Here is a 13,742-nt window from a genome sequence, read left to right as displayed (position 1 = left end):
GCTTGCGAGAGTGATCACGTAAGAAACTGATCACGGAGGCAACGATGACCATCCACCACGGCACCCACCGCTCGATCGAGCGTCCGCTTGAACACGCCGAAATGCCCGGTGCCATGCTGACCGCCACCGCCGCCCGGGCCTTGGCCGTGCTGCGGATCTCCACCGGACTCGTCTTCATCTGGGCCTTCCTCGACAAGGCCTTCGGGCTGGGTTACGCCACCCCGGCCGAGCGCGCCTGGATCAACGGCGGTTCGCCGACCAAGGGCTTCCTCGCCAACGTCGAGGTGGGACCGTTCCAGTCGGTGGCTCACTCGATCGCTGGGACCTGGTGGGCGAACGTGCTCTTCATGGTCGGTCTGGCCGCCATCGGCGTCGCCCTGATCGCCGGTATCGGCCTGCGGCTGGCGGCCGCCTCCGGCACCCTGATGATGGCGCTGATGTGGCTGGCCGAGTTTCCGCTGGCCCGGTTCACCGCCGCCGGTGACCCGACCGGCTCGACCAACCCCGTGGTGGACTACCACCTGATCTACGCCGTGGTGCTGATCGCCCTGGCCGCCGCGTACGCCGGGCACGCCTGGGGTCTGGGTCGGCGCTGGGCCCGGCTGCCCTTCGTGCAGCGTCACCGCTGGATGATGTGACCCTGCTCGACCCCCGCAGGGCCGGACCGTCACCACGGTCCGGCCCTGCGGCATGCCGAACGGTCGCCCCGCTCAACTCCCGTTTCGACCGGTGGCCGCGCGCCGGGCCTGGGCTCGACGGCGACCTTCGTGCATGGCCTGCACCCTCGGCACCGGAATCGCCCGACCCTCCTCGATCAGATCGGCGGGAAGTTGCTGGGGCGCCGGCAGCAGATCGGCCCACGGGTCCCGCTCCGCCACCAGCGTGGGGACCGTCCGGATGGTGAAGTCCGCCGGAGTGACGGACTCCAGGTCCGGCCAGGGAACCGGGAAGGAAACCGGCACGCCGGGACGCAGCCGGGGGCTGTACACCGAGACCACCGTCGCACCGCCGGTGCGGGTGGGGTCGACGAAGACCTTGCCGCCCCGGTCCTCGCGGATGAACGCGGTGGTCGCCAGCGACGGGTCCAGGCGTTCCGCCCGGGCGGCCAGGGCCCGGGTGGCGGCGGCCAACTCCTCGGCGTCGGGGCCCGGCTCGACCGGGACGAAGACGTGTACCCCCTTGGCGCCGCTGGTCTTCACCGCACCCGCCAACCCGGCGTCGGCGAGCGCCTGCCGGACCAGCAGCGCGGCGGCCACGCCGGCACCGAACCCACCGTCCCCCGGCGGATCGAGATCCAGCACCAGGTGGGTGGGTCGGCTCAGATCGTCGGCCATGGCCAGGGTGGGGTGGTACTCGACGGCTCGCTGGTTGGCGAACCAGAGCAGGGTACGGCGATCGTCGCAGAGCGCGTACGCGATCTCCCGGCGAGACGCCTCCGCCCAGACCGGCACCCGTCGCACCCAGTCCGGGGTGTAGCGCGGCAGGTTCTTCTGCATGAACGGTGGTTGTCCCGGCCGTACCCGGACCACCGACAGCGGACGACCATGCAACTGCGGGACGATCCGGTCGGCCACCGCATCGAGGTAGTCGACCAGGTCGCGTTTGCTCGCTCCCGAACCGTCGAACAACGGCTGGTCGAGATTGGTCAGCGCGACCCCGTCCCGGGTCTCGTCAGCCCCCATCCGATCACCATCCCGGCCGGGAGCCCGGCGGTCAACCGCGACACCGCGTCCAATCCGTCCACGCCGTCGAATCGACAGTCTCAGCGGAGGTGAACCCGGGGCTGCCGTCCAGGTGCAGGGCGCACCGGTCCGGCGGGCCCGGCGGCTGTCCAGCGACGGGCCGGACCCGGTCGCAGACGGGCGACGGTCAGGCGAGCGGGCCGCCGGCGGCGACAGCGGCGAGCAGCCGGGTGGTGTGGGCACGAGTTGCCGCGTACAGGCCGGAGCCGTAGCTGACCCGGGCCACACCCAGGGCGGCCAGTTCCGCGAGCGTCGGTGTGCCCGGGCGGGCCAGCACGTTCACCGGTGCCGCGACGGCGCGCACGAAGCGCCGTAGCTGTGCCGGGTCAGCCAGCAGAATCGGGTAGACGCTGTCCGCTCCGGCCGCCAGGTAGCGCTGGGCACGGCGGACCGCCTCGGCGAGCTGATCGGCCGGTTCACCACCGGGCCGCAGGAAGACGTCCACCCGGGCGTTCACCACCACCGCCACTCCGGCGTCGTCGGCCGCCGCCCGTACCTCGGCCAGCAGGTCGGCCTGTTCCTCAATGTCCACCACGACCCCGGTACGCGGATCCGAGTCCTCCAGGTTCAACCCGACCGCCCCGGCGTCGAGCAGCCGGGAAATCAGCTCAGCAGGGCGCAGACCGTAGCCTCGCTCCAGGTCGGCGGTGACCGGCACGGCGACCGCGCGGGCGATCCGCCGCACGGCGGCGAACATCTCCTCCGGCGGGGTGCGCTCGCCGTCGGCGTAGCCGAGTGACTCGGCGACGGCGGCACTGCCGGTGGCCACCGCCGGAAAGTCAGCGTCGACCACCGCCCGGGCCGAGCCGGCGTCCCAGACGTTGGGCAGCACCAGCGGGTCGCCAGGTCGGTGCAGGGCACGGAGCGTGACCGCCCGGGCCGCCGTCGAGTCGGTCATGGCCCAGATTCTCGACCCGCCGCTAACGTGTTCGGAGAGCCAATTCGGCACCGCTGGTTGTGGGGAACGCCACTGATCTGACCGATCGGTCAGCCTCTGACCGATCGGTCAGGCATGCTGAGCCTCATGGCCCGCCCCACCCCGCAGACGCACGACGAGATCCTGGCGGCAGCGGCGAGACGTTTCGCCGCCACCGGCTATCGGGGTACGTCGTTGCAGGACATCGCCACCGAGGTGGGCTGCTCCAAGGCTGCGGTGCTCTACCACTTCGCCAACAAGGAGGCCATCCTCACCGAGCTGATGGCGCCGGCGATCGAGGTCTTCTGCTCGCTCGACGAACGGATCGCCGCGCAGCCCGGGCCGGCCGCCGCGCAGCGGGTCGCCGCTGAGGGCTTCGTCGACCTCGCGGTCCGGTTCCGCAGTGAGATCGCCCTGCTCCGAGGTGAGTTTCCGGAATTGCTGCAGCAGCCCGTCTTCGCGCACATCCAACAGATCTCCGAACGGCTCATCGATGCCCTCGCCGGACAGTCCGAGCGGGCCTCCGCCCGGATCACCGCGCTGGTGCTGCTCGCCGGCATCGCCGAGACCTGCGGCCAGTTCGCCGACGTGCCCGACCAGGAGTTGGGCGACGCGCTGCTGGGCCTGCTACGGCGGGCGCTTGAGTCGCCCATCCACTGACCAGTTCCACCACTCACGACCCAGGAAAGGACCTCATGGCGACCCTGCTCTACCGGATTGGCCGGGGCTCGATGCGTCGACGGCGACTCGTCGCCGCGATCTGGCTCGTCGTACTCGTCGGGCTCGGCCTGGCAGCGGCGACCCTGCGGGGCCCGACGGCCAGCAACTTCAGCATGCCCGGTACCGAGTCGCAGCGCGCGCTTGACCTGCTCGACGAGCAGTTCCCGGCAGCGGCCGGTGCCACCGGCACCATCGCGGTCAAGGCACCCGCACCCGGGCAGCTCGGCACACCCGAGGGCCAGGCGGTGATGCAGTCGATCACCCAGGAGGCCGCAGCGGTCCCCGGTGTGCTCGCCGCCGTCGACCCGTTCCAGGTCGGCTCGGTCTCACCCGACGGTCAGTACGCGCTCATCCAGGTGCAGTTCAACGACGGCGCCGACCAGGTGACCGACGAGCAGCGGGAGGCGTACGAGCGGCTGGGTGCCGACGTCGCGGCCCAGGGTTGGCAGGTGGCGCCCGGCGGTGAGGTGCTCAACTCCGAGCCCGAGGTCGGCTCCACCGAGGCGATCGGCGTCGCGGTGGCCCTCATCGTCCTGGTGGTCACCTTCGGTTCCCTGGTAGCCGCGGGCATGACCATGCTCAACGCACTGATCGGCGTCGGCGTCGGCATGGCCGGCCTCTTCGCACTCAGCGGCGCGATCGAACTGACCAGCACCGCGCCGATCCTCGCGTTGATGCTGGGCTTGGCCGTCGGCATCGACTACTCGCTCTTCATCACCTCCCGCTACCGACAGAACCTGACCGACGGAATACCGGCGGACGAGGCGATCGGCCGGGCGGTCGGCACCGCCGGCTCGGCGGTGACCTTCGCCGGCGCCACGGTCGTCATCGCCCTGGCCGGTCTCGCCGTGGTGAACATCCCGTTCCTGACCGTGATGGGTCTGGCCGCCGCCGGCACCGTCACCGTCGCGGTGCTGGTGGCGATCACGCTTCAGCCGGCCCTGCTCGGCTTCGCCGGCGGCCGGGTACTGCCCCGCCGGCTGCGCTCGTCGGTGCCGGTGGCCCTCACCGCCGACGAGGCCGCCCGCGACAGCGACGCGACCGCCCAGCGTGAGCTGTCGGAGGCCGCCACCACGGCCGGCGAGGACAAGTCGGCGTTCGGATTCCGCTGGGCCCGGCTGACCACCCGGTTCCGGGGCCCGGTGATCCTCGTCGGCCTGCTCGGCCTGGGGCTGCTCGCGCTGCCGGCGTCGGACATGCGCCTGGCCCTCCCCGATGCCGGCACCGCTCCGGTCGGCTCCGCCGCCCGGGTCTCCAACGACCTGATCACCGAGGGGTTCGGTCCGGGCTTCACCGGACGTCTCGCGGTGGTGGTCGCCGGTGACGACGCCGCCGCCACCTCGGCAGCCGTTCCGCAGGTCACCGCCCTGGTCCAGCGCACCGACAACGTGCTCGCGGTGGCTCCGCCGCAGCTCAGCCCGGACGGGCGGACGGCGCTGCTCGGGGTGATCCCGCAGACCGGACCGACCGATCCGGCCACCGAGACGATGGTGCACGACATCCGCGCCGCCGTCGGCGGTATCCAGGGCACGGACGTGCTGCTCACCGGCGTCACCGCGATCGGCATCGATATCTCGGAGAAGCTCTCCGATGCGTTGCCGATCTACCTGGCGCTGGTGGTCGGCCTGTCGATCCTGCTGCTGATGCTGGTGTTCCGCTCCGTGCTGGTGCCGATCAAGGCGGCCCTGGGCTTCCTGCTCACCGTCGCCGCCACGTTCGGCATCACGGTCGCGGTCTTCCAGCAGGGTCACCTCGCGGACCTGGTCGGTCTGGACACCCCTGGCCCGCTGATCAGTTTCCTGCCGATCCTGCTGATCGGCATCCTGTTCGGCCTGGCCATGGACTACGAGGTGTTCCTGGTCTCCCGGATGCGGGAGGACTTCGTGCACGGTGACACCGCCCAGCAGGCCACCATCAACGGCATGGGACACGGGGCACGGGTGGTGACCGCCGCCGCCCTGATCATGACCTCGGTCTTCGGTGGCTTCATCTTCCTCGACGACCCGGTGATCAAGTCGATGGGCTTCGCACTCGCCATCGGCGTGGCGATCGACGCCTTCGTGGTCCGGATGACCATCGTTCCGGCGGTGATGTCGCTGCTCGGCAAGGTGGCCTGGTGGCTGCCCCGCTGGCTCGACCGGGCGCTGCCGAACGTCGACATCGAGGGCGAGAAGCTGCGCGCCAAGCTCGACGACAAGGTCGGTGTCGGGGCCTGACCCGAACCGCGACGGCCCCCACCCGATCCGGGTGGGGGCCGTCGCCGGCTCAGACGCCGGCCGGGTAGGTCTCCATCTCGCCCGGGGTGGCCAGGGCGGGCAACGGATGCAGGGCGGTGGTCTCGTCGCACCAGATGAAGGCGTCGTAGCGATCTCCCAGCCGGCTCGGCACGTAGTTGCCCCACGACTCGAACGACGGGTCGTACACCACCCCGATCGCCCGGTGGTCAAGGGTGTCGGTGACCCAGCCCGGCTGGTCCGGCCCGCCGAAGACCAGCACCGCCCGCTCCGGCATCAGCTCGTGCAGCCGGTGCTCCAGCGAGCCCGGCCGGGCCGGCGGCACCACCATCGCCTCCGCCGGTGAACCCCAGCGGGGCGCGGCGATCACCGTGCCCCGCCAACTACCGAAGCCGATCAACGCCACCCGGTCGGCGCCATGACGTTCCCGGGCCAACTGGCCGATGTTCACCATCCCGTCGGCGGCCATGTCGGTCGCCCGCGCGTCGCCGACGTGCGTGTTGTGCGCCCACACCACCCCCCGGGCCCCCGGCCCGTACCGGATGAGCAGCCGGTCCAGGGTGTCGGTCATGTGGGTGTCCCGGACGTTCCACGAGCCCGATCCACCGGCCACCATCTCCCGGTAGTACCGTTCGGCGCCGGCCACCACCTCCGCGTTCTGCCAGGCTGAGAAGGCGTCCGGCCCATCGGTGGCGGCGTGCTCGCGGGTACGCGCCAACAGCCGGATCACCTCCTGCTCGCATCGGGCGGAGACGAATCGGCTCGCCGCGCCGTACTCCTCGATGCGCTTGCCGTACGGCTCGAAGCACCGGTACGCGTCCTGAGCGGCCTCCAGCGAGGCCGGCTCCTCCTCGCCGAGGTAGTCGAAGATCGCCTGCATCGACTCCCACAGGCTGTAGACGTCCAGACCGTGAAAGCCGACCCGGTCCGCCTCCGCCCGCTCCATGTTCCAGGCCCGCAACCACCGGCAGAAGCGGACCACCTCGGCGTTGGCCCACATCCACGTCGGCCACCGTTCGAAGCCCTCCAGCGCGTTCTGTGGCTCGGCCGCCGCGCCCGGGGCACCGGTCACCGAACGGTGCACCCGGTCGCAGTCCGGCCAGTCGCCCTCCACCGCCACGAAGGAGAAGCCACACTCGGCGATCAGGCGTCGGGTCAGCTGCTCCCGAATACGGTAGTAGTCGTAGCTGCCGTGCGTCGCCTCCCCGATCATCACCACCTGGGCGTCGCGGACACGCTCCAGCAACGGATCGAGGTCGCTCGGCGCGCCGAGCCGCTGTACCAGCATGCCTGCGGCTACCCGGCACCCCGCCAGGCAAACGCCGGGGCCTGATGGTGGTGTGCCGGGGCACTTGCGCGGGTAGGCCGGAGACCATGACCGACAGCGGTGCCGCCCTGCAGGAGTACCTCGCTGGGCTGGACTATCCCGTCTCCCGCGAGGACCTGATCCGCTGGTACCAGGAGAACGGCGCGAGCACCGAGCAGTTGCAGGCCGTACGTGCGCTGCCGGTGGAGCAGTTCAGCTCCCTCACCGAGCTGACCGAGGCGTTGGAGACGCTTCCCTGAGCAGGTCAGCGGGCGTGCAACAGGCGGTGCAGTACCAGCCACTGCTCAGGCCAGACCTGCCCGACCGGGAGGTCCGGGTCGAGCCGGCTGGCCCGCAACGCCGCCGCCAGCCGGGCCCGTGGATGCGCACGGGTCAGCGAGGCCGCGAGCGAGCCGCCGACCCCGCCGAACCCCAGCTCGACCATCCGCCGGTACGCCGGTAGCTCCCGAGGCGGCAGCAACGGCTGTGCCCGACGCTCGATGCGCAGGATGCCCGCGTCGACCCGGGGCACCGGGCGGAACGCCGTACGCGGCACCCGCCCGGCGAGCCGCCAATCGAACTCCGGCCAGGTCAGCACGGTCAGCCGGCTCCACCTGCCGTAGTCACCGGCCCGCCGCCGGGCGTATTCCAACTGGGTGAGCAGGGTGGCCGTGCGCAGCCCCGGCGCGGCCAGACACCACCGCACCACGGCTGCGGTCAGCGACCACGGGATGTTGCCGACCACGGCGAACTCCTCCTCGGGCGCCACGGCCGAAAGGAAGTCGCTCTGGCGATGCGTGACGTTCGGCAGGGCCGCGCAGACCCGGGCCAGTTCCGTCCCGGCGACGGGATCCACCTCGTACGCCGTCAACCGGCCGCAGCGCGCGGCCAGCGGGCGGGTCAGCTGTCCCCGCCCGGCGCCCACCTCCAGCACCAGCCCGTGCGGGTCGGGGCGAGCGGCGTCGATGAACCGCCGGACGGCAGACGGATCGGCGAGGAAGTTCTGGGAGAGCACGCGACGGGACCGGTCGCGTTCGGTCGTGCGGGTACGGCGGGGCGCCATGGCGTCGTCCTTGTCTGTCGCCGCGTGGCGACGAGAGCGGACAGGCGACCGTCGACGGGGGCCTGTCCAAGCGATCGGGACTCGGACGGCCCTGGTGGGATGGCGCGAAGAAGGGCACCCCGCGATGCGAGGCGGGTGCCGGAGACGTACGCGTGAGAGGCGTCAGTCGCGGGTCGCGCCGGCCAGGGCCGGACGCCGGACACGCGGGCGGGCCACCAGCAGCGGCCCGAACGCGGCCGGCATGGCGACCGCGTTGATCAGGGCATTCACGCACATGCCGGCAACCCTACCGACCCCGAACGGCCAGCTGCCACTGATTTGGAGCCACCCGTGCTCAGGCCGGTACGTCGATCACGGTGCCCTGCGCACGGGCGATCTCGGCGGCGGCCAGGACCGTCACCACCTCGCGGCCGAACCGCACGTCACAGCGGTGATCCCGAGTGCCGGTATCGACCTCAGCCAGCAACTGGTCGATCGCCACCTCGAACGCCGCCGCCGAGCTCGCGTCACCGTCCGGGAGTCGCTCGATGCCGCTCTCGCCGTAGAAGACGAACTCCGCGGCGACCGACCGGGGCGGCGCGTCCAGGGTGAGCGACACCGTGCTGGTGGCACCGTCGGCGTGACTGAGCAGCAGGTGCACCAAACCGCCGGGGCCGTCGGCGGCGGACACCCGGACCACCCGGCCGAGCACCGGCAGCAGGACGGCCAGGGCGTGCGGGCCGACGTCCCACAGCGCGCCGTGCGTCCGACGCCACGGCGACTGCGCGTACGGGCTGCCGGGCTGGAAGATCGAGGCGAACCGGATCACATGGGCGGTGTGCCAGCCGCCCGCAGCGGCGGTCGCGGCGATGAAGCCGGCGACGTCCGGTTGGTAACGGCCGGTGAAGAAGACCACCGACGCCACCCCCGAGCGCACCGCCGACTCGACCACCCGGTCGGCGTCGGCGACGCTCAACGCCAGCGGCTTGTCGAGCAGCAGGTGCCGACCGGCGGTGGCGGCCCGGACGGCGATGTCCGCCTGGACGTCGGGCGGGAGCGCGACGGCGACCGCGTCGCACGCCTCGATCAGCGCGTCGACATCCTCGAACGGCGGCACGCCGTAGCGGGTGGCCAGCGCGGCGGCCTTGTCGGGGTTCCGCCCCCACACACCGACGAGATCCGCTCGGGGGTGCGCCTCGAGCGCCGCCGCATGCGTCTCCGCCGCCCAGTGTCCGGTGCCGAACAACCCGAACCGCATCCCGTGCCTCCGCCGTCCTCGCCTGGCCACGGCCTACCCGTCACCGCGTCCCATCAGACCACGCCCCGAAGGGCGTACGCGGTCACCCGGGAGGGCGCGTACGCGGTCACCCGACCAAGCCCGTGCCGCAACCCGCCGGTCCTGTTGCCGGTCGCTCTTACTACGGGGGTTAGTAGAGTGGGCCGGTGATCGGAACGAACACCGGACGAACCCGGTGAACCCTCCCACCCCCTCACCTACCCCGGTCCCCATCTCCGGATCTCCGGTCGACGGGGTGCTGGCCGTCGCCGCCATCGTGCTGGCGCTGCTGGTCGCCGTCTGGGCACTGGTCGCCGCGTTGCGTCATCGGTCGCCGGACCGGGTGCAGTTCATCGGGCTGGCCGTGCTGGAGTTGCTGCTCCTCGGGCTGGTCGTGGTGACCGTCGTGGCGCTGGCCGGCGGCGAACGTCCAGGCGAACCGGGATCGTTCTTCGGCTACCTGGTCACGCTGCTCTGTCTGCCGCCGCTGGCGGCGGTGCTGGCCCGGATGGAACCGACCCGTTGGGGGTCGGCGATCGTCTGCGCGGTGTGCCTGGTGACACCGGTGGTCGTGATCCGACTTCAGCAGACCTGGGAGGTGCTCGGTGGCTGAGCCGGGCACCGCCCGATCTCGGACCAACGCCGGACCGGGACGGCTGCTGATCGCGGTCTACCTGCTCTTCGCCATCGCCGCGAGCAGCCGCGCCGCCGTCCAGATCGCCACCCGGCTCGACGAGGCGCCCTTGGCGTACCTGCTCTCCGCGCTCGCCGCGGTGGTCTACATCGTGGCCGCGGTCGGTCTGGCCCGGGCCGGTCACACGGGTCGCCGCGTCGCCCTGGCCTGCTGCGCGTTGGAACTGGCCGGTGTGGTCGGCGTCGGCGCTTTCAGCCTGGCCCGCCCGGATCTCTTCCCCGACGAGACGGTCTGGTCCGGCTTCGGCAGCGGCTACGGCTACATCCCCCTGGTGCTGCCGGTCCTCGGCCTCGCCTGGCTCCGGCACACCCGCCACCCGGATGCAAGGAAGGGCCCCTTGTTAACGCCTGGTGCATAGGAAGGGGCCCTTCCTAACAGGTCAGTCCCGGGGACCACCGGCGACGTAGACGACCTGGCCGGACACGAAGGACGCCCCTTCGCTGGCCAGGAACGAGATGGTGTGCGCCACATCCTCGGGCCGGCCCACCCGACGGACCGGGATCTCCGACTCGGCGTGCTTCTGCATCGCCTCGAAGTCCACCTTCATCCGCGCGGCGGTGGCGGCCGTCATGTCGGTGACGATGAAACCGGGCGCCACCGCGTTGACGGTCACCCCGAACGGGCCGAGCTCGATGGCGAGGGTCTTGGTGAATCCCTGCATACCGGCCTTGGCCGCGGCGTAGTTGGCCTGACCCCGGTTACCCAGCGCGGAGGTGCTGGAGAGGTTGACGATGCGACCCCAACGGGCCTCCACCATGTGCTTCTGCGCGGCCTGGCTGAACAGGAACGCCCCGCGCAGGTGTACGCCAAGGACGGTGTCCCAGTCGGCGTCGGTCATCTTGAACAGCAGGTTGTCGCGGAGCACACCGGCGTTGTTGACCAACACGGTCGGCGCGCCAAGCTCGGCGGTGACCCGCTCCACAGCGGCCTCCACCTGGGTACGCTCCGACACGTCAGCGCCGACACCGAGCGCCCGACCACCGGCCGCCGCGATGGCGTCCACAGTCTCCTTCGTCGCCGACTCCTCGATGTCGACCACGGCGACGGCCAGCCCGTCGGCGGCCAACCGTTTCGCGGTGGCCGCGCCGATTCCCCGTGCCGCCCCGGTCACGATGGCGACCCGCTGCCCCTCCGACATACCTACCTCCCGGTAACTTGGCTCGACGGCAGGAGCCTAACCCACCCCGGGGCGGCGTGGTCCCCGTCGATCCTGACCGCTGGACCGGCACGCCCCGCCCGGAGGTCACCGGGCCGGCACCGGCGGGGCGGCCGGCCCCTGCTCAGGACGACCAGGACCGACGGAGCCGGATCCAGCGGTAGCCGTAGCCCGACAGTTGCAGCTTGTCCAGCTTGCCCACCTCGTCGTAGTTGCGGTCGGCGAGCACGTCGATGGGCAGGTCCGCCTCCGATTGGAGCAGGCTGAGGTCGACCTCGGTGTCGGTGGTGCCGAGATTGTGCAGGAAGACCATCGTTCCCGTCGGGCCGTCAGCCCGGTGCGCCAGCACCCCTGGCGGCATCGGCACGTCGATGTGGGTGGTGGTGCCGAAACCGATCTCCGGGGCCTCCCGCATGGTGCGGATCATCCGTTCGAACCAGGCCAGCAGCGAGGTGCGGTCCCGGCGCTGCAGAGTGACATTCACCTTCTCGTATCCGAACTCACCCTTGTCGATGACCGGACGGACGAGCTTCTCCGGCTCCGCGGTGGAGAAGCCGGCGTTGGCCTGGTTCGACCACTGCATCGGGGTACGGATGGCCTCCCGGCCGGACAGCGACAGGTCCTCCCCCATGCCGATCTCCTCGCCGTAGCGCAGCACCGGCGTGCCGCGCAGGCTGAACTGCAGGGAGTACGCCAACTCGATGCGCCGTCGGTCGTTGCCGAGCATCGGGGCCAGCCGGCGGCGGATGCCCCGGTCGTAGATGCGCATGTGCTCCTCGGGACCGAACTGCTCGTACACCTGGTTGCGTTGTTCGGCGGTGAGCCGGGACAGGTCGATCTCGTCGTGGTTGCGCAGGAAGGTCGCCCACTGCCCACCGTCGGGCAGCGCCGGGGTGTCCCGCAACGCTTCGATCACCGGTTCCGGGTCCTGCCGGGCGAGGGCCAGCATCAGCCGCCCGTTGAGCATGAAGTCGAAGAGCATGTGCACCCGGTTCGCCGAGCCGCCGCTGTCGCCGAAGAAGGCGGGGAGGTTGTCGGGCTCCACGTTCGCCTCGGCCAGCAGGATCGCATCGCCGCGCCGCCACTGCACATGCTGGCGCAACTCGGTGAGGAACTCGAAGTCCAGTTCCGGGTTCGGATCCCCCGGCTCGGTGCGCTCGATGATGAACGGCACCGCGTCCATTCGGAAGCCGGCGACACCGAGTTGGATCCAGAACGACATGATCTTCTTGATCTCGGCGCGTACCGCCGGATTGTTGGTGTTGAGGTCCGGCTGGAACTTGTAGAACCGGTGGTAGTACCAGGCTTTCGCGGTCCGGTCGTAGGTCCAGGTCTCGTGCTGCTCACCGGGAAAGACCATGCCCTGATGCCGGTCGCTCGGCTCCTGGTCCGACCAGACGTACCAGTCACGGTACGGCGAGTCCGGCGACGACCGGGCCGAGACGAACCACGGGTGCTGGTCGGAGGTGTGGTTCACCACCAGGTCGATGATCACCCGGATGCCTCGGTTGCTGGCCTGGTGCAGCAGCTCGGCAAAGTCACCCAGGGTGCCGAAACGCGGATCGACGTTGTAGAAGTCGGTCACGTCGTAGCCGTCGTCGTCATTGGGTGAGGGATGGATGGGGTGCAGCCAGAGGCAGGTCACACCAAGCCGGGCGAGATAGTCCAGCCGACTGATCAGACCTCGGATGTCACCGACTCCGTCACCGTCGGAGTCCGCGTATGTGTCGATGTCGAGGCAGTACACGACCGCCTCCGAGTACCACCTGTCAGACATGCTGTCGAACCTTCTCCCGACCGCAACATCGGCAAACCCGCAGGACGGCGGTGTGCGGGGCCGCCCGACGGGTAGGGAACTTCTTACGCTGGTCTCGCGAAAGGCATCCTCATGGCGCTCGCCCAGGACGTCGATCCCGCCCAGGTCGGTGGGCTGACCGGCTGGATCGCCGGGGTGATCGAGGCGGGCGGCGCGGTGGGGGTGGCTCTACTGGTCGCCCTGGAGAGCATCATCCCGCCCATTCCGAGCGAGATCGTCCTGGCGATGGCCGGATACCTGGCCGGCGAGGGCCGGTTCAACGTGGTGGTGGTGGCCATCGCGGCCACCGTCGGCTCGGTGCTCGGCGCACTGGTCCTCTACTGGCTCGGCGCCGCCCTCGGCGAGGACCGCCTCAAACGGTGGCTGGACCGGTTGCCGCTTGTCGATCTGGAGGACCTGGAGAAGGCCGATCGTTGGTTCGAGCGGTACGGCCGCTGGGCGGTGTTCTTCGGCCGAATGGCACCTGTCGTACGCAGCCTGGTCTCGGTGCCCGCCGGGGCGAACCGGATGCCGCTGGTCGAGTTCGTCACGCTCACCACGCTGGGCAGCGGTATCTGGAACGGGATCTTCATCGGTCTCGGCTACGCCCTCGGCTCCCGGTGGCACCAGATCGACCGCTACAGCTCCTGGTTCGACTACGGCATCCTCGCCCTGATCATCCTCACGCTCGCCCTCTGGGCGATCAAAAAACTCCGCCGCCGCCACACCCCCCACCCCTGATCCCCCGCGATCATGCAGTTGTGGCACTCGATACCACCTGGTTTGTCGTCTTTGGTAGGTGCCACAACTGCATGATCGGCGTGAGAAGGGGGTGGGGGTGGGTGGGTGGGGGTGGGTGGG

Annotated in this window: 13 protein-coding genes and 2 pseudogenes; 8 read left to right on the top strand and 7 right to left on the bottom strand. The window is 70.7% G+C overall.

What is annotated here, in order from left to right:
* The first annotated feature begins 44 nt into the window (after positions 1-44).
* On the top strand, positions 45-638 hold the full coding sequence (locus tag Vlu01_RS19565) for a DoxX family membrane protein (protein WP_204001634.1): 594 nt from the start codon (positions 45-47) through the stop codon (positions 636-638).
* Positions 639-710: 72 nt separating this feature from the next.
* Here Vlu01_RS19565 and Vlu01_RS19560 read toward each other — a convergent pair whose 3' ends face one another.
* Entirely contained in the window at positions 711-1,682 is a 972-nt protein-coding gene (locus tag Vlu01_RS19560; protein WP_204001633.1) for a DNA polymerase domain-containing protein, read from the bottom strand.
* Positions 1,683-1,869: 187 nt separating this feature from the next.
* Positions 1,870-2,640, bottom strand: coding sequence for an isocitrate lyase/PEP mutase family protein (locus Vlu01_RS19555; RefSeq protein ID WP_204001632.1), 771 nt, complete (start codon positions 2,638-2,640; stop codon positions 1,870-1,872).
* A 126-nt stretch (positions 2,641-2,766) separates the two neighbouring features.
* On the opposite strand from Vlu01_RS19555, the gene Vlu01_RS19550 reads away from it, so the two are divergent.
* From Vlu01_RS19550 to Vlu01_RS27975, 3 genes and pseudogenes are all read left to right on the top strand, one after another.
* On the top strand, positions 2,767-3,318 hold the full coding sequence (locus Vlu01_RS19550) for a TetR/AcrR family transcriptional regulator (RefSeq protein WP_204001631.1): 552 nt from the start codon (positions 2,767-2,769) through the stop codon (positions 3,316-3,318).
* A gap of 35 nt (positions 3,319-3,353) precedes the next feature.
* Positions 3,354-4,359, top strand: a pseudogene (locus Vlu01_RS27980) (MMPL family transporter); the annotation flags it as partial.
* 101 nt (positions 4,360-4,460) lie between these two features.
* Positions 4,461-5,594: pseudogene (locus tag Vlu01_RS27975) on the top strand (MMPL family transporter); the annotation flags it as partial.
* 49 nt (positions 5,595-5,643) lie between these two features.
* On the opposite strand, the gene Vlu01_RS19540 reads toward Vlu01_RS27975, so the two are convergent.
* Positions 5,644-6,900 (bottom strand): erythromycin esterase family protein, encoded by a 1,257-nt coding sequence (locus Vlu01_RS19540; RefSeq protein ID WP_204001628.1) that lies wholly within the window; start codon positions 6,898-6,900, stop codon positions 5,644-5,646.
* An 86-nt stretch (positions 6,901-6,986) separates the two neighbouring features.
* On the opposite strand from Vlu01_RS19540, the gene Vlu01_RS19535 reads away from it, so the two are divergent.
* The gene (locus Vlu01_RS19535) at positions 6,987-7,178 is read left to right on the top strand and encodes a DUF2795 domain-containing protein (RefSeq protein WP_204001626.1); all 192 of its coding nucleotides are present in this window, start codon (positions 6,987-6,989) and stop codon (positions 7,176-7,178) included.
* Between the two features lie 5 nt (positions 7,179-7,183).
* Here Vlu01_RS19535 and erm read toward each other — a convergent pair whose 3' ends face one another.
* Both erm and Vlu01_RS19525 read right to left on the bottom strand, forming a co-directional pair.
* Positions 7,184-7,981: an ErmE/ErmH/ErmO/ErmR family 23S rRNA (adenine(2058)-N(6))-methyltransferase gene (gene erm / locus Vlu01_RS19530; RefSeq protein WP_204001623.1), complete on the bottom strand. Its 798-nt coding sequence runs from the start codon at positions 7,979-7,981 to the stop codon at positions 7,184-7,186.
* Between the two features lie 334 nt (positions 7,982-8,315).
* Entirely contained in the window at positions 8,316-9,218 is a 903-nt protein-coding gene (locus Vlu01_RS19525; RefSeq protein ID WP_204001621.1) for a Gfo/Idh/MocA family protein, read from the bottom strand.
* Between the two features lie 214 nt (positions 9,219-9,432).
* Between Vlu01_RS19525 and Vlu01_RS19520 the strand changes: the two genes are divergently transcribed.
* Both Vlu01_RS19520 and Vlu01_RS19515 read left to right on the top strand, forming a co-directional pair.
* A complete protein-coding gene (locus Vlu01_RS19520) occupies positions 9,433-9,849 on the top strand; it encodes a hypothetical protein (protein WP_239096001.1) in 417 nt (138 codons plus the stop codon).
* Positions 9,842-10,288, top strand: a complete 447-nt coding sequence (locus Vlu01_RS19515) for a hypothetical protein (RefSeq protein WP_204001620.1) — start codon at positions 9,842-9,844, stop codon at positions 10,286-10,288. Before Vlu01_RS19520 ends, Vlu01_RS19515 begins: the two co-directional genes overlap by 8 nt.
* Before the next feature lie 21 nt (positions 10,289-10,309).
* Here Vlu01_RS19515 and fabG read toward each other — a convergent pair whose 3' ends face one another.
* Together fabG and Vlu01_RS19505 are read right to left on the bottom strand one after the other, a co-directional pair.
* Complete coding sequence (gene fabG / locus Vlu01_RS19510) at positions 10,310-11,068, bottom strand: 3-oxoacyl-ACP reductase FabG (RefSeq protein ID WP_204001619.1); 759 nt, start codon at positions 11,066-11,068, stop codon at positions 10,310-10,312.
* 142 nt (positions 11,069-11,210) lie between these two features.
* A complete protein-coding gene (locus Vlu01_RS19505; RefSeq protein ID WP_204001618.1) occupies positions 11,211-12,863 on the bottom strand; it encodes an alpha-amylase family protein in 1,653 nt (550 codons plus the stop codon).
* Between the two features lie 111 nt (positions 12,864-12,974).
* Here Vlu01_RS19505 and Vlu01_RS19500 point away from each other — a divergent pair, with 111 nt between their 5' ends.
* Complete coding sequence (locus Vlu01_RS19500) at positions 12,975-13,622, top strand: DedA family protein (protein WP_204001617.1); 648 nt, start codon at positions 12,975-12,977, stop codon at positions 13,620-13,622.
* Positions 13,623-13,742 lie beyond the last annotated feature (120 nt).

This window comes from Micromonospora lutea, from assembly GCF_016863535.1.
GTDB lineage: Bacteria > Actinomycetota > Actinomycetes > Mycobacteriales > Micromonosporaceae > Micromonospora > Micromonospora lutea.
This window is presented reverse-complemented; position numbering and strand designations above follow the sequence as displayed.

Excerpts from the sequence above, each read along its gene's own strand:
- Vlu01_RS19540 (WP_204001628.1), bottom strand. The coding sequence starts at position 6,900 with ATGCTGGTACAGCGGCTCGGCGCGCCGAGCGACCTCGATCCGTTGCTG.
- fabG (WP_204001619.1), bottom strand. The coding sequence starts at position 11,068 with ATGTCGGAGGGGCAGCGGGTCGCCATCGTGACCGGGGCGGCACGGGGA.
- Vlu01_RS19500 (WP_204001617.1), top strand. The coding sequence starts at position 12,975 with ATGGCGCTCGCCCAGGACGTCGATCCCGCCCAGGTCGGTGGGCTGACC.
- Vlu01_RS19555 (WP_204001632.1), bottom strand. The coding sequence starts at position 2,640 with ATGACCGACTCGACGGCGGCCCGGGCGGTCACGCTCCGTGCCCTGCAC.
- Vlu01_RS19535 (WP_204001626.1), top strand. The coding sequence starts at position 6,987 with ATGACCGACAGCGGTGCCGCCCTGCAGGAGTACCTCGCTGGGCTGGAC.
- Vlu01_RS19505 (WP_204001618.1), bottom strand. The coding sequence starts at position 12,863 with ATGTCTGACAGGTGGTACTCGGAGGCGGTCGTGTACTGCCTCGACATC.
- Vlu01_RS19550 (WP_204001631.1), top strand. The coding sequence starts at position 2,767 with ATGGCCCGCCCCACCCCGCAGACGCACGACGAGATCCTGGCGGCAGCG.
- Vlu01_RS19525 (WP_204001621.1), bottom strand. The coding sequence starts at position 9,218 with ATGCGGTTCGGGTTGTTCGGCACCGGACACTGGGCGGCGGAGACGCAT.
- Vlu01_RS19560 (WP_204001633.1), bottom strand. The coding sequence starts at position 1,682 with ATGGGGGCTGACGAGACCCGGGACGGGGTCGCGCTGACCAATCTCGAC.
- Vlu01_RS19565 (WP_204001634.1), top strand. The coding sequence starts at position 45 with ATGACCATCCACCACGGCACCCACCGCTCGATCGAGCGTCCGCTTGAA.
- erm (WP_204001623.1), bottom strand. The coding sequence starts at position 7,981 with ATGGCGCCCCGCCGTACCCGCACGACCGAACGCGACCGGTCCCGTCGC.